Genomic DNA, 21,401 nt, shown 5'->3' with positions numbered 1-21,401 from the left:
TACAAAATTTTTTTATTCTCCTGTACTTAAACAAAGAAATTCCGAAAGATTCTATGAATGTTCTTTGAAAATTTGGGCGAGCAGCTCATAAGATTTTCTTCTTTTTCCCTGGTCGTATATCGAACTGTTCACCATGATTTCGTCAACGGGTTTGTTCCGCTGGGATAAAAATTCCCCTATTTGACGAAATACGGTTTCTTTGGATCCGGCAAAGGTATATTTCAATGTTTGCATTACATGTTTTTTCTCATCCTCGCTCCATAAGCTTTCCATATCCGTTGGAGGCGGCGTTTTCCCTCTTTTCCCCCGGATCATGCCTAAGAATTGTTGATATAGGGTGCTTGCCAAAAATTCCCCTTCTTCATCAGATTCTCCTACAAATGCGTTGATGCTGACCATGGTATATGGAGATTCCAAATGTTCGGAAGGTGTAAAGTGGCGATGATATGTATCGATGGCATCGTCCAATAGATCCGGGGCAAAGTGGCTGGCAAAGGCGAAAGGAAGACCTAAAATTCCTGCAAGTCTTGCACTGTACAAACTTGATCCCAATAGCCAAACGGGAATTTGTATTCCTTTGCCCGGAACGGCGATGACTGCACGATGTTCATCGTCGAAATAGCTCATGAGCTCATCGACCAACTGATCAAATTGGTAGGCACCCGCTTCATCCCTTCTTAATGCTCTTGCGGTCAACATGTCCGTTCCGGGTGCCCGGCCCAACCCCAAATCAATTCTTCCGGGAAACATGGATTCCAATGTTCCGAATTGTTCTGCAATGACTAACGGCGCATGGTTGGGTAACATGATCCCCCCGGCACCGACGCGTATTTTATTCGTTGCGCTTGCCAAATAACAGATCAGTACGGCCGTTGCAGAACTGGCAATCCCTTCCATATTATGATGCTCCGCAACCCAATAACGATGATATCCGCTTTTTTCCGCAACCTGAATCAAATCGCGACTATGGCGAAATGCATCGGCCGGCGTTTCCCCTTCCAATACGGGGGCCAAATCAAGGACAGATAGTTTTGGCAGCATGTTTCCACTCCTTTCTCACTAAACTAAGTATAGTACGAAAAAAAGGGAAAAACCTAATAGAAAATCTTGAACAAGGAATCGAAAATCATGCATGATGGCGAGGGAATCCAAATCATTTACGCGGGCGGAACCGGAATGCTCGGGATTGTGGGGATAATAAACGAAGAATTTTGTCGAAATAATATTTCAAATAATAAAAAGAGCCTTCGCGATGGAAGGCTCCACTAATCAATTAATTTTTCACAGTTTCTTTTTTAGCATTCAATACATCGTTCTCTTCAAGGAATTTTGTATTGAATTTTCCTGATTTGAATACTTCGTTATCCATAAGTGCTAAATGGAAAGGAATTGTTGTGTTGATACCAGGACCTTCTACAACAAATTCGCTTAATGCGCGTTTCATGCGGGCAATCGCTTCTTCACGTGTATCCGCATGCACGATCAATTTTGCCACCATTGAATCATAATATGGCGGAATTGTATATCCAGGATAAACCGCAGAGTCAATGCGAACTCCAGGGCCGCCAGGAGTGATATAAGTTTCAACCGTCCCTGCAGATGGCATGAAGTTTTTATAAGCATTTTCCGCGTTGATGCGGCATTCAATTGCCCATCCTTTTAATTGAATATCCTCTTGTTTTAATGCCAATTTTTCGCCGGAAGCGATTTTTAATTGTTGTTGTACTAAATCGACGCCAGTAACCCATTCAGTAACCGGGTGTTCTACTTGGATACGCGTATTCATTTCCATGAAGTAGAACTTGTCCTCTTTATAATCGTAAATAAATTCGATTGTTCCGGCACCTTCATAGTTGCAGGCAATTGCCGCTTTTACAGCCGCTTCACCCATCTCAGCGCGTCTTTCCGCAGATAGGGCAGGTGATGGCGCTTCCTCAACCAATTTTTGCATGCGGCGTTGTACCGTACAGTCACGTTCACCAAGATGGATCACGTTTCCATAGGCATCCGCCAACACTTGGATTTCGCAGTGACGGAAGAACTCGATGTATTTTTCCAAATATACACCAGGGTTTCCGAAAGCTGCTTGCGCTTCTTTTTGAGTGATTTCAATACCTTTTACAAGCTCTTCTTCCGTACGGGCAACGCGGATACCTTTACCGCCACCGCCGGCAGTCGCTTTAATGATGACTGGATAGCCGATTTCAGCTGCCCATTTTTTACCTGTTTCAATATCAGGCACAATGCCTGTACCAGGAACGAGCGGCACTCCGGCTTTTTGCATTTCCGCACGGGCAACGTCTTTAATACCCATGATGCGGATGGATTTGGATGAAGGTCCGATGAATTTAATTCCCGCATTTTCACAGGCTTCCGCAAAGTCAGCGTTTTCAGCAAGGAATCCATAACCTGGGTGAATTCCATCGGCACCTGTTTTTTCAGCAACACTTAAAATGGCCGGGAAACTTAAATAAGAATCTTTTGATAGTTTTGGACCGATGCAATATGCTTCATCCGCAAGTTTTACGTGTAAAGCGTCACGATCGGCTTCGGAATAAACAGCTACTGTTTGAATCCCTAATTCTTTACAAGCGCGAATAACCCGAACCGCGATCTCACCACGGTTAGCGATTAATACTTTTTTTAACATTTGGGCACCCCTTACTCAGCAGGTTTCACTAGGAATAGTGGTTGACCGAATTCAACAAGTTGTTCGTTTTCCGCTAAAATTTCAACGATTTCACCTTTGATTTCGGCTTCGATTTCGTTGAATAGTTTCATGGCTTCAACGATACATACCACTGTATCCGGCTCTACTTTGTCACCTACTTGAACATATGGAGGTGAATCCGGAGATGGAGCGCGGTAGAATGTACCTACCATTGGAGATGTGATTTTAACAAGAGTTGGATCATCTAAATTGCTTGATTTTGCTGCTGGAGCAGAAGCTTTTTCTTCTTCTTTTTTAGGTTCCACTTTTGCTTCAGCTTTTGGTTCTTCTTTTGGTTGTGGTGCTGCTTGAGCTTGAGCTTGTTGTACAACAGCCGGCGCTTGTGGAGCGATGACTTCTGTCACAACACCTTTATTTTTCTTTAATTTCAATTTTGCACCATCTACTTCATAAGTGAATTCGTCAAGAGATGATGAGTCAACTAGTTTAATAATCTCACGAAGTTCTTGTACCTTAAACAAGATAGACACCCCTTCTTTTTTTTTCAGTACAATAAACATTTTATATCCTTTCGACAAAATTTGAAACAATATTTTTAATTTTTCTATAAAATGCGCAAAAAACAGTGCTTTCGTTACGTAAACGAAGCACTGTGCGCCTTCTGTTATACAACATTAATTCTATTAACATTATTTTCTTTTAATAATAATTGGATTGGACACTTACGGAAACATTGTCAATATCATCCACTTTTTGTCGAACGAGATAAATAATTTCATCTGCTTGCGCTTTTGAGATTTCATCGGATAATACCGTCACTTGCACTTTATCGTCTTTTACATGCACCAATGCATCGGAATAGCCGAGGGATTCAATCAACATTTCAAGCATCGCTTCCGCGGATTCTTTTTTGATCAGTTCGTTCATTTCGTTAAAGGCTTCATTTTTCTCCTCCGCACTTAAATCATCAGAGGCGATTTTTTGTGTCAACTGCTCTCTTAATTGGCTCCGTTCATTGGCGATTTCCATTCTTAAATCTTCAAACAAATGACTTTCTGATACTGTAGGCGTTGTTAATTCTTCATCTACACTTGTTAATGTCGTTTCTTCAAGGGTGTCGTCAGTGAAGATTGTCAATAAATCCACATTACGATTTGGTTCAAATACGTAGTACACTGAAATCACAGCAGCTAAACTTAATAATGTCAATAGCCATACAGTTCTTCTTTTTACCTTCATTTTTCATCTCCTTTACTTTCCATCGGTACAATCATAATTCTGTGGGCAGGCATTTGCATGACTTTACTGATCGTTTCAAGAAGCTGCCTTTGGACCTTTGGATCCTTTGCTCCTTCCGAAACAATGAGCAATCCTGATACAGTTTTGGTATTGTTACTTGAACGGAAATAGTTGCTTAATGTCTCCTCCGAATTTGAAGGGTTTTCATCGTAATGAAAATACACTTTTACTTTTCCAACGCCTTCTATCTCACTTAAAGCTTGTTCAAGTCTACCTTCTGCGGTTACAGTATCATATCGCTCGCTGGATGCATCACTCGTTACAGAAATGTACGCAATGAACGCCAGAACTGCAATGGGAATCAGTATGATGTTTAACTTTGTCCATTTCTTTTCCACCTCACGTTCTTAGCGCCCCCTTTCCCTAACGTCTCAAAACATTGTATGAACGAAGTACAAGCTCTATGCTTTACAGCTTCAGAAATTCCAACAAAGTTGTGATGACTATTAAGAAGGTTGCCAGTTTGACATAAACCATAAACTCACTTTCTTCAGCGAGTAACAGCAAACATTTTCCGATTAATATAATGGAGATTATTTTGATCAAAAGTTTTTACCCACTCCTAGCTGCAAGATGATCATTAAGATGAGCCACATGAAGACGAAAGCAATCCCCAACAGAATCGCTGTCGCGCACAAGACAAGCAGCGACTTTCCAATGTCATCGAGAAACCCGCTGATGTTGCCTCCTGAAAACGGCTCAACAATGGCAGCCAAAATTTTAAAAGTCATCGCGTGAATCAAAAGCTTCCCGGCAGGATAGAAAGCGGCGATCCAAAAGGCCGTCATGGCACTGAATCCAGCGAAAGTTGTAGCAGCAGATTGATATTTTTGGAATATCGAAAAACCTTCCACAATCAATGACCCGACAATTGGAATCGTCTGTTCTATGACTTTTTTCACAGGACTCGCAATCGCTTTATCCACTGTAAAAAAGGCAACTCCTGCAAAGGATAAAAAGGCGACCATCAACAATAACGATGCGGTGATCAATGTCATGACCGTGCCCCGGATTAAATCGGAAGCTTTGGAGAAAGACATTTCCCCGATAAATCTCGTACAAAAATCAAGCAGCATGGCGATGACGATTCCTGGAATCAACACTTTTTGACATAACACAATCAAAAAATCAAAAATCGCAACGACAATGGGACTCCAGGCGATGAAGGAAAAGACCGCATTCAACACAACGATGATGGACATAAGAATTGGAGTGATTGACAAAAAGAAGTCACTCGCAATATTCACAATATCTCCCATTAAACTGAACGCTTCCATCACAGTTTGTCCAAGTGTCAACACGAGGACGACAATGAATAATGTATCTCCCCATTTTTTAAATTGCGGTACAAAAGCTTCTAAAATCAGAAATAAGATGGTATAAGTGATGACAAGTATGATGGATTTACCTGCAATTTTTAATGGATCGATAAAAATATTTAATAGTTCATCCATGTGAAAGCCCCTTATTGAAGCTTATCTAATATTGAGGAAAAGCTTGACAACACTTTGGCAAATTCACTGACCCAATATGTGAGCAGTACGATCCGGACCGAAAACATCACAAATTCCCCCATCGTCTCATGCTCTTGTTCATCAAAGAGCATTTTAAAAAAGATCCCTAATTGATAAAACAAGGCGGAATAGACGAGTTGAGGAACGTAGGGCACTGAATTCACATATGACAGGATTTGTCCAATTAATGGAAGTACAGATTTGGATATTAGAAAATGCAAGATGATAAAAAAGAAAATGATGGCAACGAGCGAATGAAGTTTCGGAACCGTTTCTTTGATCAGTAGCAAAATCAGTAGCAGAATTACGGCATATATGAGAATCGTCATATGTCAATTTGTCAACCACTGGAAGAATAACATGATTTCGCCAAAGAAAAGCCGTAAGAATCTGATCAGTTCTGCAGCCATATATAAATATGCGATGAAAAATATATAGAATGTAAATTCCTTCTTCCCTACCTGGTCAAAAAAAACATGCAACAGTGCGATGATGAGTCCTACTCCTGCCACCCTTAATACATCCTGTAATTCCATTTGACTCCTCCTTGTGAAAGCAATATATGAGCTTGTTCAATCAAATAGACCAATGAACATAAAAAAATGGACGTGCATTTAACACGTCCAAAAATCGTTCACCCATTTATAAAAAAAGGACGCAAACAACGCGTCCATTCAGAAGATTGAATTCCAATTAGTTGGCACGGGATACATAAGAGCCATCAGAAGTGTTGATCACTAAAATATCGCCTTCGTTCACGAAGAATGGCACTTGCACCACAAGACCCGTTTCAAGAGTCGCAGGTTTAGAACCGCCTGAAGCAGTGTCGCCTTTGATGCCCGGTTCTGTTTCAACCACTTTTAATTCAACTGTATTTGGAAGTTCAACCCCAAGGACTTCACCTTGATAAGTCATAATGAACACTTCCATGTTTTCTTTCAAGAATTTTAATTCATAATCGATTTGTTTTGCATTTAATTCAATTTGCTCATAGGACTCCATATCCATGAATACATGGGCATCCCCATTGGCATATAGATATTGCATTTTGCGGTTTTCAATCATCGCTTTTTCCACTTTTTCACCAGCGCGGAATGTTTTTTCCACTACGTTACCATTACGTAAGTTGCGCAATTTGGAGCGAACAAAAGCGGCACCTTTACCAGGTTTTACGTGTTGGAAGTCAAGTACACGGTATAATTCTCCATCTACAATGATTGTTAATCCTGTACGAAAATCGTTCACTGAAATCATGAATATTCCTCCATCATTATAAAATAATTAGTTCTTTGTCCGAATGAGTCAATCTTTCATTACCAGTCCCGGTGATGACAATGTCGTCTTCTATGCGCACTCCACCGATGCCAGGCAAATATACCCCCGGTTCAACGGTCACAACCATGTTCGGCTCCAATACTTGTTCCGAACGGAAAGACAAAGCTGGACCTTCATGGACCTCCAAACCGATTCCATGACCAGTGGAATGGCCGAAAGCTTCGCCATATCCTTTCTCTGTCAAGAAATCCCTCGCAATTTTGTCCGCTTCAATTCCGGTCATGCCCGGCCCAATTTTTTCCAGCGCCAGCAACTGTGCTTCCAATACAACATTATACATTTCTACTAATTTCGCACTTGGTTGACCAACGGCAATGGTCCGGGTGATGTCTGAAACATATCCATTATATACGGCACCGAAATCCAGCGTGACAAAATCACCTTTCTCAATGACTTTGTCCGTCGCTACTCCATGAGGCAAAGCGCTTCGAAGACCACTCGCCACGATGGTATCGAAAGAGGAAGATGTTGCACCCTGTTTGCGCATGAAAAATTCCAACTCATTCGATACTTCCAGCTCGGTTACGCCAGGTTTAATGAATGTTAAAATGTGTGAAAATGCGGCATCGGCAATTTCACATGCAACCTTTATAATCTTAATCTCTTCATCGGTCTTAATCAAGCGGATTTTTTCAATTAAACCGGATAATGGAACAAGTTCCACATTCAGCTGTTTTTGATATGCTTCATATTCTCCGTAAGTGACGTGATCTTTTTCAAAAGCTAATGTTTTGATTTTCCACTCATCCACAATTTTCGCTACTTCCTTTAGTATGGAAGCTTCCTGTTGAATAATGCGGAAATTTTTCACTTGTTTTTTTGCCTGTTCCGTATAGCGGAAATCCGTAATGAACACCGCATCATTTTTAGATACGATGGCTGCTCCGCTCGTTCCGGTAAACCCCGTCATATAACGCCGGTTGTACGGATTGGTGATAAGCAATGCATCCACTTGATGGTTTTCCAGTTCTTTTCTCAATTTTTCGAGCCTGTTCATAACATTATCCTTCCTTATCCTTGTAGAAACTTGCGCAATGCGAGTTCATATCCGAATGTTCCAAGTCCACAGATTTGGCCGACACATTCGGCCGCAAGCAGGGATTTGTGACGAAATTCTTCCCTTTTATGTATATTGGAAATATGAACTTCAATAACCGGAACCTTCACGCTTGCAATGGCATCCCGCAATGCGATGCTCGTATGGGTGTAAGCGCCCGGGTTAAACACGATTCCTTCGATGCCTGTATCTTCTGCTTCATGAATCCAATCAATCAGATCCCCTTCATGATTGGACTGTTTGAACTCAATCTCCGCATCAAATTCTTTTGCCAATTTCACACAACGCTCTTTTACATCATCCAATGTTTCAGTTCCGTATATTTCAGGCTCCCTTTTCCCCAAACGGTTCAGATTTGGTCCGTTTAACACTAATAGTTTCATGTACACTTCCCCTTTTTTAGAGAAAAATCCCACTTTTATTTTATCATAGACTCCTTGTACGGCAACCTATTTCGTTCCAATTGGGCTTGATGGTGGAAAGAAGCTGTTTCAAATAAAAACCTTGCTGTCATTACGACCATTACAATGAAAGGAATGGACAATTTTTTAAACGAATATAATTCAGCCGGCAAATCGTATATGATCCATTCCACAATGATGGCAAAAAGGCTGCCAATGACAAGGGAAGTGATAAACGGTGGCACATTATGAACATATTGCATAATCAAATACAGGATGAAATTGACGACGAAAATAACCACCGCCAGAAAAAGCCAGCTGATGAACGGGTGGCTTTCTTCAAAAAGTTGATACTTTTTCGAAAAACCGATCGGGTTCCATTCAATGAATTTGAATAAGGATAACATCTTTAAACTCAATGTCAGAAAGATCGATCCGAATAAACTTGTAATGAATGCTAAAAACAGCACGTTATCCACTCCTTTTTTTATACATTTTTGCCAATATGAAATTAACATATGCGTAACCGTAGTACATTTGCTGAAAATTTAGTACAATAAAAAAGTTAGTAGAAGAAATATTGTTAGAGAGTGGTGTCAGCATTGAGCAATCAAACACCTGTTTATGGAGGACAAGCACTCTTGGAGGGTGTCATGTTCGGGGGAAAAGAACATACCGTTTCCGCCATTCGCCGGAACGATCAATCCATTGAATATTATTATGCGAAAAAAGTGTCAAAACCTTGGATGCAAAAATTGAAAAAAATCCCGTTAATTCGGGGGAATATCGCCATCATTGAATCGGCAGGAATCGGTTCGAAACATTTGCAATTCTCCAGTGACCGTTATGATGTGGAACCGGGGGAAGAGCAGGAAGGCCAGGAATTTTCAAAACTGGAAATGATTTTTGGCGTAGCCATTGTCGGAGTTCTCTCATTTTTATTCGGCAAATTTGTTTTTACATTAGTTCCAGTATTTCTGGCTGAATTGTTTTCGCCATGGATTTCGGGAAAATATCCGCAAATCTTTTTGGAAACGGGCATTAAACTCGTTTTGCTTCTCCTTTATTTATATTTGATCTCATTAACGCCGATTATTCGCCGGGTGTTCCAATACCATGGAGCGGAACACAAAGTCATCAATTGTTATGAAAACGGGCTTGAATTGACGGTTGAAAACGTCCAAAAACAATCCAGACTGCATTACCGTTGCGGCTCCAGCTTCATTTTATTTACGGTCATTATCGGGATGTTCATTTATTTGTTCTTCCCTGTCGACCCATTATGGTTCCGGGTGGTCATCCGAATCTTGTTGATCCCTGTCGTTTTGGGCGTTTCTTATGAAGTATTGCAATTTACGAATTCTTTAAGGGAAATTCCGGTATTGCGCTATTTGGGCTACCCTGGATTATGGTTGCAGTTATTGACGACGAAAGAACCGGAAGATGAAATGGTGGAAGTATCCATCGCTTCATTCAAAAAACTCCACGAAATAGAAAAAAATCCGGAAATCGCGATGCAGTTGCATCATGATTGATAAAAAAGGCTTAGAAGCTGAAATTCCTCCGCTTCTAAGCCTTTTAATATATCAAGTGATTTGCTGCTTATCAGATGAAAAACTTTATAAAAGTTTTCCTGGATTCAAAATGCCTTTCGGATCGAGCGCCTGTTTGATCGCGCGCATCACTTGCAACGCATTTTTATGTTCCATCTCCTGATAAATTTTTTTGCCAACCCCAACACCATGTTCCCCCGTGCATGTACCGCCGCGTTTGATGGCATCCGTTACAATCAATTCATTGAATTGTTTCGCCCGGGCTACTTCTTCTTCATCATCAAGATCAATCATAATGCATGCATGATAGTTGCCATCGCCCACATGGCCCAATAAACCGCCGTGAATGTTCAACTCTTTTAATAAAGAACGGGCGTAATCGATGCTGTTTGCGAGTTCATTGATCGGCACGCAAACGTCCGTCGTCATGAGCTTGCGGCCAGGAAAGGCATGTTTGTAAGCATAAGCCAAATTATGCCGTGCATGCCACAACGTGTTCCGTGCCGCCGTATCCTTTTCAAATTGAATCTCTTCGCAGTCATATTCTTTCAACACTTCTTTGGCAAATTCGATATCGCTTTGAAGGCCCGCTTCATTACCTTGGAACTCTAAAAATAGAGTCGGCGCTTCTACATAATTGGTTTCGCTGTGTTTATTCACCACTTGGATGGATTCCGCATCGACGAATTCCACCCGTCCAATTGGAATGCCTGCCTGTTTGAGAGCTGTCACTGCTTGCACCGCTTCATGAGTGGATTTGAACACCGCCCGGCCAGCCACTTCAAACTCAGGGATGCCGTACACTTTTAATGTAAGTTCCGTAATGCAACCCAAAGTTCCTTCCGAGCCCACAAAGAGACCATTCAAATGTAAGCCGGAAGAGGATTTTCTCGCTTTGCTGCCTGTGTGGATGATGTCGCCGTTTGCCAGCACCACTTCCAAATCCAAGACTTGATCACGCATGACCCCGTATTTTACGGCCGTTGTTCCGCTGGCATTCGTTGCGGCCATTCCGCCCAATGTTGCATCCGCACCCGGATCCACGGAGAAAAATAAACCGTACTTTTTCAATTCCTTATTCAATTGCAAACGCCGAACACCTGGTTGCACCCGGACAATGAAGCTCTCCGGATCAATTTCAAGTATTTGGTTCATTTCATTGAAGTCGATGGAAATGCCGCCTTCATACGGAATCACATGTCCTTCCAAACTGGAACCTGCCCCAAAAGGTGTCACAGGCACCTCGTATGCATTGGCGATTTTTAAAATTTTGCTCACTTCTTCCGTCGTATGAGGAAACACTACAATGTCAGGCAAAGCCGGGGTGTGGTAAGACTCATCTTGACCATGGAGTTGCCGAACCGTTTCATTGGTCGTCACTTGTTCTTTCGATAAAAAGGTGAGCAGTTGCCGTTCGATTTCTTTATAATCTTTCATATTATTTCCTCCCTTGTAAACTAGTTTTATCACAAATAAACTTTTTGTGGAAATAAAATGATATGAAAAAATTAAAAACTTTTTTAAAAAAATTTTTGCCGAAAAACCCCTTATGATCAGCAAATAATTGGAGGATAAGGAAGAAAAATATACTCAATCAGTACACTTGGATTCCTGCAAACGATAAACCAGGTAAAAGCTATTACAAAACCGGACCAAGTCGTGATGATTGGAGAAGTTTTCAATAAAAAAAGGGCTTGTCTAAAAAGTCCATCTTTGCTTTTGTTTTTTAAACATAAAAATCCACCTTTAGACCATTGAAATCTAAAGGGGGATTTATATCTTGGAGTTTTTTCTAATGATTCAAGTTATTACAATCCACATTTCAATTGGGCGCCACAAACGGTACATGTGTTGCATCCACCAATTTCTTCCACCGTACCTTGACGGCAGACAGGGCATGTATCGCCCACTTCCGAACCGATATTCACATTTGTTTGTTGAAGCGGCGCAATCGTTTCAACTAGCACAACCGGTTTTTCAATTTTTTCGTCTTCCAATTCCTCAAATGTTAACTGTTCTTCATGCGTCATTTCCGCTTTTAATGTCAATACTTGGGAATCACGGCTGCCATCCACGTAAACCGTTCCGCCTTTGGCTCCACCTTTGTATAGGCGTTCGTACACTTTTTGCACTTGTTCCACCGTATATCCTTTTGGCGCGTTCACCGTTTTGGAGATGGACGAATCCACCCAACGTTGGATGATGCATTGCACATCCGCGTGAGCTTCCGGTGTCAAATCCATTGCCGTCACAAACCAATGCGGCAAATTGTGTTCATCTACTTCAGGATGCGCTCTCAAGTATTCTTGGACGATTTCCGCCTTCACTTCGATGAATTTTCCTAAACGGCCGGAACGATAGTAAGTGAAGGAGAAGTAAGGTTCCAAACCGGTTGCCACTCCCACCATTGTACCTGTTGATCCGGTTGGCGCAACCGTAAGCAGGTGGGAATTGCGGATGCCGTGTTCGAGCACCCCTTGACGAATATGTTCAGGCATGCGTTTCATGTAGCCTGTATTGATGAAAGCTTCTCGTAAACGTTTTGTTTCTTCTTCCGTCTCTCCTACCAAGAATGGGAAGCTGCCACGTTCTTTTGCCAGTTCAATGGAGGTTTCATAAGCGGTTGTTGCAATCGTTTCGAACACTTTATCAACCAGCTCATTTCCTTCTTTTGAACCGTATTCTTTTTCACAGTAAATGAGCAAATCAGCGAGTCCCATTACACCCAGACCGACACGTCGCTCTCCAAGAGCCTGTTTGCGGTTTTCTTCAAGGAAATACGGCGTTGCATCGATGACGTTGTCTTGCATGCGGACGCCGACACGCACCGTTTCTTTCAACGCTTCAAAATCGACTGTTTTTTGGTCTTTCAATGCAAAGTTCGCCAAATTGATGGCCGCCAAGTTACATACGGAATATGGCGCCAGTGGCTGTTCACCGCATGGATTTGTTGCCACCACTTTTTGGCCGTAAGCGCGGGCATTCGTCATTTCATTTGCATTATCAATGAAGAAAATGCCAGGCTCAGCTGCATAAGTCGCACAAATGTTGATGAGTTTCCAAAGCTCTCTCGCGCGGATTTTCCGGTAAGTGCGCACCCGGTAACCGAGAGCTTCCCACTCTCTCACGTCCCCGATTTTATGCCATTTTTCATTGTAGATGGCCATTTCTTCCGGCGTATATGTTTCCACATCCGGGAATCGAAGCGGATATTCTTCGTCTTTTTCCACCGCTTCCATAAAATCATTGGTAATTGTGACGGAGATGTTCGCTCCTGTTAAGAAGTCCGGATTGTGTACGCTGTATGTTCCGCCATCGCGCAATTTCGCTTCCGCTTCTTTGATGACCGCCTCGCTGAATCCTCCCAAGCCGGGGATGTTTTTGTAGTTGACAATTCCTTGGTACATTGCTTCTTCAAGAGGAGTCAATGGCGTGAATTTCAATTTTTCTTTTGCATGGCGAATGATGGATTCATCTTCCATGTTTTCAATCAAATAACGCAAAATGCGCGGATTTTGCATTTTGGAAATGATGAATTCCACAATATCCGGATGCCAGTCGGCAAGCATAATCATTTGGGCTCCACGCTGGTTGTTACTCGTTCATCATGAACGGGGATGGTCATTTCTGCCATCCTCTCATGCTTTCGCATGAGATCAGACTATATCATCAAAGAGGAAAATTCTTCATATTTACGATAAAGTTTCAGGTCTCCATATTCATAAAGTTTTTTATAAATTGCTTTGAGATCCTTGATACTACTAATGCATAATTCATAACAACCTTGTTTTGGTGTTATTGCATTGACATTTTTAGCATAGCCGTATGATTTTTTCCTCTTTGTCTCGTGCCCCATAACCACGTTGCCGTCGATTATGGTTTACTCTTTCCATAGCACCCATTATAAGTACCACCTTGTATTAGATACTTTTTATTATTGTTTGGAGTGCCGTAGGAAATTTCAATAGTCGTTGAACGTTCATCTCCGTTTCCAGAGATGCTTCGCTGCTGATTGCCCAATCCTTGCCCTTTTCAAACCATCACGCTTGCCGTTGCCAGCTACGTTGTGGTGTGCAAGGCTCTAAGGGTGTTCCAGCAATTCACGAGATTTTAATCCCGCCATGGTCTTAACGGGATCCACCTTGTTCAACAAGATGGGTCAATTTCGCAATGTCATCAAGCCATGATACAGAACCGCTCGATCTTCCGTTAACCCCTCTTGCAAGTGTGTTGCGCGGTCTTAGTGTTGAACCGTTCGTACCGACACCGCCGCCCCGGCTCATAATTTCCATAACTTTTTTGCGATGTTCGCTGATTCCTTCACGGCTGTCAGGAACGAAAGGCATCACATAGCAGTTGAAATATGTAACTTGTTTTCCGGATCCTGCACCGTAAAGAACACGTCCAGCTGGCACAAATTTTAAAGAAGCCAATTGCTCATAAAATTTTTGGAACCATTCGCTGCGTTTTTCTTCTGTTTCCTCAACGGCAGCCAAACCGGTTGCGTTTCGTTTCGCGATTTGTTCATAAAAAATTTCAAGGGGTTTTTCTATGATATCAAGGGATCGAACAATGATGCCCGTTTCTTGTTCTTTCGGATCATCGAGCACATTTCGGTACTCTTCTTCAATCAAAATTTCCGCTTTATTTTCTTTCCAATCGATTGATTGGATATAACCTAAACCGCGGGCTGGAAATTTTGGATCTTCCTTAATGGTTAATACAACAAAATCGCCTGGTTTTAACGTCTTTTTTTCCGTATCCTTGAAGGAATATCGGTCAATCATGACAAGTCTCGAAACACCTTTATGCGTCACATGCATGTCCGGCGTAATCGGGTGAACTTGCGGGAATTGTTCAATATCTTTGTTCAATTGATCAATGAGGATGGTCGTATACGAATCTATCATTACCATCTGCCAGCCTCCCTTAGCACATATATAATTTAACTATCATTACCCTATATAAAAACAATAAAACACAATATATTGTATGTCCAACAAAACGAACATACAATATATTGTTTCGTTCTGCTACTTAGAAAAGATTACCTCATAACCAAAATCGATTCAAGGGGTTGACAAATAATAATTTCTATGAATCCTAGAAATTTCTATGTTTGTAGCGGAATATTAAATTTTAATCACATTTTTTGAAGGATAATTTTTGATTACTTTCTAAAATTCCATTCATCATTTGCATACTTTTCTTCTTCCAATTTTCTCACATATCCCTTTTGTTCTTCAGTCAGTTCATATGGGATCAATTCTATTTGCAAAGCTTCTTCAAAACCTTTTTTGAAGGCATGGATGCATTCCTCAATGGTGATGCGCCGTGTTGTTAAACGGTTGATTGCAACGGCTCTTTCCGGCAATTGTTTGCGCATCCGCTCTTTTGCCTCTTCGGAAGGGAAATTGAACAGGGACAACAGCTTGTCCTCATCGAGATCCAATAAAATCGCACCGTGCTGCAAAACGACGCCCTTTTGTCTAGTTTGCGCACTTCCGGCGACTTTTTTCCCTTCCACAACAAGTTCATACCAACTAGGCGCATCGAAACAAACGGCACTTTTCGGCTTTTTCAATGCATCTTGTTTTTCTTCCGTATCAGGGATGCTGAAATAAGCATCCAATCCCAAATTGTGGAACCCTTTCAACAAACCTTCGCTCAAAAAACGGTAAGCTTCTGTTACGGTTTCAGGCAGGTTCGGATATTGCTCCGTCACGATGATGCTGTACGTCAATTCGCTGTCGTGCAATACGGCCCGTCCGCCAGTCGGTCTTCGGACAAACCCGATATTCTGTTCTTCCAACGCTTCCAAATTGATGTCCTTCGCTTTTTGGAAATAACCGATGGAAAGTGTCGGCGGATTCCATTGATAAAACCGGATCACCGGCGGGATTTCATTTTTGCTGTGAAAATCAAGCAACGCTTCGTCCAATGCCATATTATAAGACGGACTGCATGGTCCTGAATTAATAAAATACCATTTCGTTTTCATTCGTTTCCCACCTCACAACTTTCTCATTGTATCAAACTGAATGGACGAATGCCACTTTCTTATTTATAATGTTCTATGTAAATAGAAAGGAGAAATTTTGAAGTGGCGACAGTATTATATACAATTGCAATCATTCTAGGAGTCATCATTATCTATGTGGTTGTCAGCTCATTCCGTTTGAAAAAGGCTGTCACAAATTTGACGCAGGAGGAATTCATCAAAGGATACCGCAAAGCCCAACTGATTGATGTTCGGGAAGCGAAGGAATTCGAATCGGGACATATCCTGGGAGCACGCAACATTCCTTTCACCCAATTGCGTCAACGTTACAAAGAAATTCGTCCGGATCTTCCTGTATATTTATATTGCCAAAATATGACGAGAAGTTCACGGGCAGCGCTTTTCCTGAAGAAAAAGGGCTATAACCAGCTTTATCAACTTCAAGGCGGTTTTAAAACTTGGACAGGAAAAGTGAAAACGAAAAATTAAAATTTTGTACTTAATTTCTATTTCGTTTAACTTTTAAAAATTTTTAATGATAACTTTTTGCCATTTTTATTTTTCAAAATCTCTCAATAAAAATATCCATGAGGTCAAGCCCTCATGGATATTTTTTTATTATTGCTTTTGATAACGCAAAACCGGATGTCTTGCAGCCTGCGTTTCATCCAGGCGGCTTACAACCGTTGTATGCGGTGCTTCTTGAACGATCGAAGGATTCTCCTCCGCTTCTTTTGCAATTTGAATCAGCGCATCACAGAAAGCATCCAACGTTTCCTTTGATTCGGTTTCCGTCGGCTCAATCATCATTCCTTCTTCCACAATCAACGGGAAGTAGATTGTCGGTGGATGGTAGCCGAAATCAAGAAGACGTTTCGCAATATCCAACGTGCGGACACCCAGTTTTTTCTGACGGCGTCCGGATAGAACGAATTCATGTTTGCAATGGCGATCATATGGCAGGTCGAAATATGGCGAAAGTCTTCTCATCATGTAATTCGCATTTAATACGGCATACTCTGTCACCAATTTTAATCCTTCCGGACCCATGGAGCGAATATACGCATAGGCACGCACATTGATGCCGAAGTTGCCGTAGAATGGTTTAACCCGGCCGATGGATTGCGGACGGTCGTAATCGAAATGGAACGTGCCATCTTCTTTTTTCACAAGCACCGGTTTTGGCAAGAATGGGATTAGATCTTTTTTCACGCCAACCGGACCGGAGCCTGGACCTCCCCCGCCGTGCGGGCCAGTAAAGGTTTTATGCAAGTTCAAGTGAACGCAGTCAAATCCCATATCGCCAGGGCGCGCTTTGGACATAACCGCATTCAAGTTGGCTCCATCATAGTATACTTTCCCGCCGACGCTATGAACAATTTCGGCAATCTCGACAATATGTTCTTCAAACAAACCGAGCGTGTTCGGATTTGTCAACATGAGAGCCGCTGTATCTTCCCTGACGACACGGCGCAAATCTTCCAAATCGACCAATCCGTTTTCATCGGATTTCACCGTAATGATTTCGAATCCGGCAACTGCAGCGCTGGCAGGGTTCGTACCATGGGCAGAGTCCGGTACAATCACTTTGTTCCGGTGCCCTTCCCCATTCGCTTCATGATAGGCACGGATCAACATCAACGCCGTCCATTCACCATGGGCGCCGGCAGCAGGTTGCAATGTCACTTCATCCATGCCGGTAATTTCTTTTAAAGCCGTTTGCAGTTCATACATCAATTCCATTGCCCCTTGCACTGTAGATTCATCCTGCAATGGATGAATGTTTGCAAATCCGGAGAAACGGGCAACTTCTTCGTTTATTTTCGGATTGTATTTCATTGTGCATGAGCCCAGCGGATAAAACCCGGAATCCACACCATGATTGCGGCGGGACAGCGCAGTGTAGTGGCGCATAATATCCAATTCAGACACTTCCGGAAGCTCGGCCGGCTCTTCACGCAAATATTCTTGCGGAATCAATTCGGATAATTCCACTTCGGGCACATCCAATTCCGGCAAGCTGTAACCGATGCGGCCTTCTTTTGATAATTCAAAAATGAGCGGTTGATTTTCGTTATGCATTGTAAGCCCCCATTTCTTGCACGAGTTGGTCAATTTCTTCTTTCGTACGCAATTCTGTTACGGCAATCAGTACATGGTTCTCAAGATGCGGATAGTCGCGGCCCAAATCATAGCCGCCAATGATGCCTTTTTCCAATAATTTTTGATTGATCTCACTCACCGGCTTATTCACTTTCACAACGATTTCGTTAAAATGAGCCCCTTGGAACGGAACCGTGAATCCTGCTTTCTCAAATGCCGTTTTTGCATAACGAGTTTTTACAATATTTTGCTTCGCCATCTCTTGGATGCCGCGTTTGCCTAAAGCCGTCATGGCAACAGAAGCGGCAAGGGCAAGCAAGGCTTGGTTGGAACAGATATTTGAAGTCGCTTTTTCCCGGCGAATATGTTGTTCACGGGCTTGCAACGTCAACACGAAACCGCGCCGTCCGTCCTGGTCCACCGTTTGTCCGACCAAACGTCCAGGAACTTTGCGCATTAATTTTGACGTTGTGGCAAAATAACCGCAATGCGGCCCTCCGAAACTTTCAGGAATTCCGAACGGTTGCACATCTCCAACCGTAATATCCGCACCCAATTTTCCAGGAGGTGTTAAAACGCCTAATGCCAGCGGGTTGGCTGATACAATGAATAATCCTTTCGCTTCATGGGCCATTTCGCCAATTTTTTTAATGTCTTCAATTTGGCCGAAGAAGTTTGGATATTGCACCATAATCGCGGCTGTTTGTTCATCGATCAATTCTTTCAACGCTTCAATATCTGTGACGCCATCCTTGGTTGGCACTGTCACCACTTCAATGGATTGGCCATAGGCATAAGTTTTCACGACTTCACGGTATTCCGGATGAATAGCTTCAGACACTAAAAGTTTTTTCCGTCTAGTGGAACCGGCGGCAAGCATTCCCGCCTCTGCAAGAGCCGTTCCCCCATCATACATGGACGAGTTGGCCAAATCCATTCCCGTCAATTCCGCAATCATTGTCTGGAATTCAAAAATTGCCTGTAATTCCCCTTGTGAAATTTCCGGTTGATATGGCGTATAAGCGGTATAGAATTCCGAACGGGAAATGACATGATCAACAATGGCAGGTTTATAGTGATTGTATACACCTGCGCCCAAAAATGAAACAGCTGATTCCGTATTCGTATTTTTATCTGCTAATGCTTTCAGTTCTTTCAATAATTCAGATTCAGATACTGCCTCTTTAATATTGTAAAGCCCTTTAAAACGCACCTCTTCTGGAATGTCCGCAAATAAATCGTCAATGCTTTCCACTCCAATGGTAGCGAGCATTTCCTGTTTGTCCTGTTCCGTCATTGGAAGATATCGATGCTTCATTTTTTGACCTCCATTAATTATTTTTCCCGTTTATAAAAAGGTTTCGGCACCACTTGCGCTTTTACCTTCTTATTCCGGATTTCCACATCCACTTCTGTGCCCACATCAGCATATTGGCTATCCAACAGGGCTAATCCCAAATTCCGTTTTGTGGAAGGTACTTGTGTTCCGGTTGTTACAACGCCGATTTCTGCGTCACCTTTAAAGACTTTATAGCCATGGCGAGGAATTCCTTTTTCAATCATTTCAATGCCGACAAGTTTTCTTGAAAGCCCTTGTTCCTTTTGTTTGATCAGCGCTTCCTTGCCGATAAAATCCGACTCTTTTTGAAGTTTCACCGCAAAGCCGATGCCTGCTTCAAGAGGTGAGATGGATTCAGATAATTCTTGCCCATAAAGCGGCAGACATGCTTCAAAGCGCAATGTGTCACGGGCGCCAAGACCACACGGAATGAGTCCATCCTCTTTTCCGGCCCCTAAAATTTTATGCCACAGTGCCACAATCGCTTTCGGCTCCCCATATAGTTCAAACCCGTCTTCTCCTGTATAACCGCTGCGGGAAAGCAATACCGGATAGCCGCCAACCGTTGCGGAAGCTTTGAAATGGAATGGTTTTATTTCTTTCAACTCTTCCTCCGTCAATGTTTGCAATATTTTTTCTGAAAGCGGCCCTTGAAGAGCAATCATGGCATATTCATCGGATTTGTTTGTAATATCCACTTCGCCTTGGGCATGCTTTTTCAGCCATTCAAAATCTTTCTCAATATTCGCAGCATTCACTACAAGCAGATACTGATCATTTCCAAGGTTGTATACGATTAAATCATCAACAACCCCGCCATTTTCATAGCACATTACATTGTATTGTGCGCCACCTACAGGAATTTTTGAGATGTCATTGGATAATATTTTTTGCAGGAACCCGAGCGCATCTTTCCCTTCGACAATGATTTCTCCCATATGGGATACGTCAAATAGTCCTGCTCGTTTTCTTACAGCTTCATGTTCTTCTTTGATCGATGAAAATTGGACAGGCAGTTCCCATCCTCCAAAGTCAATGGTTTTCGCACCATATTTGGCATACTCGTCAAATAATGGTGTTCTTTTTAATTCTCCCATCAAGAAACCTCCCTTTACTGGATCCTCTTTAAAAGCTCATTAATTAATATAGGTAAAAAAGGACAGAAAATCCCCTTGTTTTAGGAATTCTCTGTCCTTTCACCTGAAAGTTACACCTACTGTAAAAGCAGGCTTTCCCCTTGGGTGGCTGAAAAATCAGCGCTCTCCAGAGTTGCGTCCCGTACGAGTCTTTTTGCCTGAGAGATTCATAGTTCCCCTACTTGCTCCTTCGGCGACGTAAACACGTTCTCTCCCCGCACAATCATCCGCCATTATCAAGTTGAACAATCATTATATCTTTGCCAATATCCTAACATTGAACAGGATGTAAGGCAACATTTTTTTAAAATCCTGTATAAAAAGCGAACATTTTTCAAATATAATTTATGTTCATTCGCCTTTCAAACGGTTCACTTGGAATGCCATGTAATTTACCACTTGACGGATTGTTCGATTATGCGTAAAGACGCGGATATGGGCTGCTCTTTTATAAAATTTTCTTCTGTAATAAAATAGTCGTTCCAGCTCTTTTTTTGTCGAACGTTGGGCGATCGGGCGATTTTTATCATTTTTGATCCGGTTGTAAATATCTTCAAAAGGAGCATCCAGAAAGAAAACGAGGCCTGTCCTTCTCATGATTTCCCGGTTTTCCGGTCTCATCGCAACCCCGCCGCCAGTGGCAATAATACAAGCTTCATCCCGGAAATTTCTCAAAAATTCCGTTTCGAGATTCCGAAAATGCTCCTCTCCGTATTTTTCAAAAATTTCAGGAATCGGCATCCCCTGTTGCCTTACAATCTCTTTATCCATATCATAAAAGGGCATCCGCAATACATAGCTTAATTGGCGTCCAATTGCACTCTTTCCGCATCCCATGAATCCTACCAAATATATTTTTCTCATTTTTGACACCTTTCTACACAAAACTCCCAGTTATCGATTCAATAAGTTAATCGTAGCACGAACATTGACGTTTTCCAATGAATTAATGATTGAAAATTGCGTTAAATAGGATGTGCTGTAAAACATTA

Annotated in this window: 20 protein-coding genes, 2 pseudogenes and 2 riboswitches; of the genes and pseudogenes, 2 read left to right on the top strand and 20 right to left on the bottom strand. The window is 42.1% G+C overall.

What is annotated here, in order from left to right; translation table 11 throughout:
• Nucleotides 1-51 precede the first annotated feature (51 nt).
• From ACFPOH_RS00500 to ACFPOH_RS00445, 12 genes are all read right to left on the bottom strand, one after another.
• A complete protein-coding gene (locus tag ACFPOH_RS00500) occupies nucleotides 52-1,041 on the bottom strand; it encodes an LLM class flavin-dependent oxidoreductase (RefSeq protein ID WP_342469540.1) in 990 nt (329 codons plus the stop codon).
• A gap of 232 nt (nucleotides 1,042-1,273) precedes the next feature.
• Nucleotides 1,274-2,650 (bottom strand): acetyl-CoA carboxylase biotin carboxylase subunit, encoded by a 1,377-nt coding sequence (gene accC / locus ACFPOH_RS00495; RefSeq protein WP_342469541.1) that lies wholly within the window; start codon nucleotides 2,648-2,650, stop codon nucleotides 1,274-1,276.
• An 11-nt stretch (nucleotides 2,651-2,661) separates the two neighbouring features.
• Nucleotides 2,662-3,192, bottom strand: a complete 531-nt coding sequence (gene accB, locus ACFPOH_RS00490; RefSeq protein WP_390308554.1) for an acetyl-CoA carboxylase biotin carboxyl carrier protein — start codon at nucleotides 3,190-3,192, stop codon at nucleotides 2,662-2,664.
• Nucleotides 3,193-3,370: 178 nt separating this feature from the next.
• Nucleotides 3,371-3,910, bottom strand: coding sequence for a SpoIIIAH-like family protein (locus ACFPOH_RS00485; RefSeq protein WP_342469543.1), 540 nt, complete (start codon nucleotides 3,908-3,910; stop codon nucleotides 3,371-3,373).
• Nucleotides 3,907-4,308 (bottom strand): hypothetical protein, encoded by a 402-nt coding sequence (locus ACFPOH_RS00480; RefSeq protein WP_342581334.1) that lies wholly within the window; start codon nucleotides 4,306-4,308, stop codon nucleotides 3,907-3,909. The genes ACFPOH_RS00485 and ACFPOH_RS00480 overlap by 4 nt, the downstream gene beginning before the upstream one ends.
• A 204-nt stretch (nucleotides 4,309-4,512) precedes the next feature.
• Nucleotides 4,513-5,424 carry a stage III sporulation protein AE gene (locus ACFPOH_RS00475; RefSeq protein WP_342581333.1) on the bottom strand — a complete coding sequence of 304 codons (912 nt, stop codon included), beginning with the start codon at nucleotides 5,422-5,424 and terminating at the stop codon, nucleotides 4,513-4,515.
• Between the two features lie 11 nt (nucleotides 5,425-5,435).
• The gene (locus tag ACFPOH_RS00470; protein ID WP_342469547.1) at nucleotides 5,436-5,813 is read right to left on the bottom strand and encodes a hypothetical protein; all 378 of its coding nucleotides are present in this window, start codon (nucleotides 5,811-5,813) and stop codon (nucleotides 5,436-5,438) included.
• Nucleotides 5,814-5,816: 3 nt separating this feature from the next.
• Nucleotides 5,817-6,020, bottom strand: a complete 204-nt coding sequence (locus ACFPOH_RS00465; RefSeq protein WP_016837737.1) for a hypothetical protein — start codon at nucleotides 6,018-6,020, stop codon at nucleotides 5,817-5,819.
• Between the two features lie 157 nt (nucleotides 6,021-6,177).
• Nucleotides 6,178-6,738, bottom strand: coding sequence for an elongation factor P (gene efp / locus ACFPOH_RS00460; RefSeq protein ID WP_342469548.1), 561 nt, complete (start codon nucleotides 6,736-6,738; stop codon nucleotides 6,178-6,180).
• Nucleotides 6,739-6,754: 16 nt separating this feature from the next.
• Entirely contained in the window at nucleotides 6,755-7,816 is a 1,062-nt protein-coding gene (locus ACFPOH_RS00455) for a M24 family metallopeptidase (protein WP_390308552.1), read from the bottom strand.
• A 14-nt stretch (nucleotides 7,817-7,830) separates the two neighbouring features.
• A complete protein-coding gene (gene aroQ, locus ACFPOH_RS00450) occupies nucleotides 7,831-8,259 on the bottom strand; it encodes a type II 3-dehydroquinate dehydratase (protein ID WP_342469550.1) in 429 nt (142 codons plus the stop codon).
• A 35-nt stretch (nucleotides 8,260-8,294) separates the two neighbouring features.
• Complete coding sequence (locus ACFPOH_RS00445; RefSeq protein ID WP_342469551.1) at nucleotides 8,295-8,747, bottom strand: hypothetical protein; 453 nt, start codon at nucleotides 8,745-8,747, stop codon at nucleotides 8,295-8,297.
• A 132-nt stretch (nucleotides 8,748-8,879) separates the two neighbouring features.
• Here ACFPOH_RS00445 and ACFPOH_RS00440 point away from each other — a divergent pair, with 132 nt between their 5' ends.
• Nucleotides 8,880-9,812, top strand: a complete 933-nt coding sequence (locus tag ACFPOH_RS00440; protein WP_342581329.1) for a DUF1385 domain-containing protein — start codon at nucleotides 8,880-8,882, stop codon at nucleotides 9,810-9,812.
• Between the two features lie 84 nt (nucleotides 9,813-9,896).
• Here the strand turns inward: ACFPOH_RS00440 and ACFPOH_RS00435 are convergent, their stop codons facing one another.
• The 4 genes and pseudogenes from ACFPOH_RS00435 to ACFPOH_RS00420 all read right to left on the bottom strand — a co-directional run bounded on the left by ACFPOH_RS00435 (nucleotide 9,897) and on the right by ACFPOH_RS00420 (nucleotide 15,831).
• The gene (locus ACFPOH_RS00435) at nucleotides 9,897-11,267 is read right to left on the bottom strand and encodes an FAD-binding oxidoreductase (RefSeq protein WP_342581328.1); all 1,371 of its coding nucleotides are present in this window, start codon (nucleotides 11,265-11,267) and stop codon (nucleotides 9,897-9,899) included.
• Nucleotides 11,268-11,638: 371 nt separating this feature from the next.
• A pseudogene (locus ACFPOH_RS00430) lies at nucleotides 11,639-13,423 on the bottom strand (vitamin B12-dependent ribonucleotide reductase); the annotation flags it as partial.
• 537 nt (nucleotides 13,424-13,960) lie between these two features.
• Nucleotides 13,961-14,746, bottom strand: a pseudogene (locus ACFPOH_RS00425) (ribonucleotide reductase N-terminal alpha domain-containing protein); the annotation flags it as partial.
• A 254-nt stretch (nucleotides 14,747-15,000) separates the two neighbouring features.
• Nucleotides 15,001-15,831, bottom strand: coding sequence for a lipoate--protein ligase family protein (locus ACFPOH_RS00420; protein ID WP_342469555.1), 831 nt, complete (start codon nucleotides 15,829-15,831; stop codon nucleotides 15,001-15,003).
• A 102-nt stretch (nucleotides 15,832-15,933) separates the two neighbouring features.
• On the opposite strand from ACFPOH_RS00420, the gene ACFPOH_RS00415 reads away from it, so the two are divergent.
• Entirely contained in the window at nucleotides 15,934-16,320 is a 387-nt protein-coding gene (locus tag ACFPOH_RS00415) for a rhodanese-like domain-containing protein (protein ID WP_342469556.1), read from the top strand.
• Between the two features lie 129 nt (nucleotides 16,321-16,449).
• Here ACFPOH_RS00415 and gcvPB read toward each other — a convergent pair whose 3' ends face one another.
• From gcvPB to ACFPOH_RS00395, 4 genes are all read right to left on the bottom strand, one after another.
• Complete coding sequence (gcvPB, locus tag ACFPOH_RS00410; RefSeq protein ID WP_342469557.1) at nucleotides 16,450-17,913, bottom strand: aminomethyl-transferring glycine dehydrogenase subunit GcvPB; 1,464 nt, start codon at nucleotides 17,911-17,913, stop codon at nucleotides 16,450-16,452.
• On the bottom strand, nucleotides 17,906-19,252 hold the full coding sequence (gene gcvPA / locus ACFPOH_RS00405; RefSeq protein WP_342469558.1) for an aminomethyl-transferring glycine dehydrogenase subunit GcvPA: 1,347 nt from the start codon (nucleotides 19,250-19,252) through the stop codon (nucleotides 17,906-17,908). The genes gcvPB and gcvPA overlap by 8 nt, the downstream gene beginning before the upstream one ends.
• A gap of 17 nt (nucleotides 19,253-19,269) precedes the next feature.
• Nucleotides 19,270-20,373 (bottom strand): glycine cleavage system aminomethyltransferase GcvT, encoded by a 1,104-nt coding sequence (gcvT, locus tag ACFPOH_RS00400; protein WP_390308551.1) that lies wholly within the window; start codon nucleotides 20,371-20,373, stop codon nucleotides 19,270-19,272.
• An 86-nt stretch (nucleotides 20,374-20,459) separates the two neighbouring features.
• A riboswitch (glycine riboswitch) is annotated at nucleotides 20,460-20,542 on the bottom strand.
• Nucleotides 20,543-20,545: 3 nt separating this feature from the next.
• Nucleotides 20,546-20,636: riboswitch (glycine riboswitch) on the bottom strand.
• A gap of 124 nt (nucleotides 20,637-20,760) precedes the next feature.
• Nucleotides 20,761-21,273 (bottom strand): shikimate kinase, encoded by a 513-nt coding sequence (locus tag ACFPOH_RS00395; protein ID WP_342581326.1) that lies wholly within the window; start codon nucleotides 21,271-21,273, stop codon nucleotides 20,761-20,763.
• Between the last annotated feature and the right edge of the window lie 128 nt (nucleotides 21,274-21,401).

This window comes from Ureibacillus suwonensis, assembly GCF_042655065.1.
GTDB lineage: Bacteria > Bacillota > Bacilli > Bacillales_A > Planococcaceae > Ureibacillus > Ureibacillus suwonensis.
This window is presented reverse-complemented; position numbering and strand designations above follow the sequence as displayed.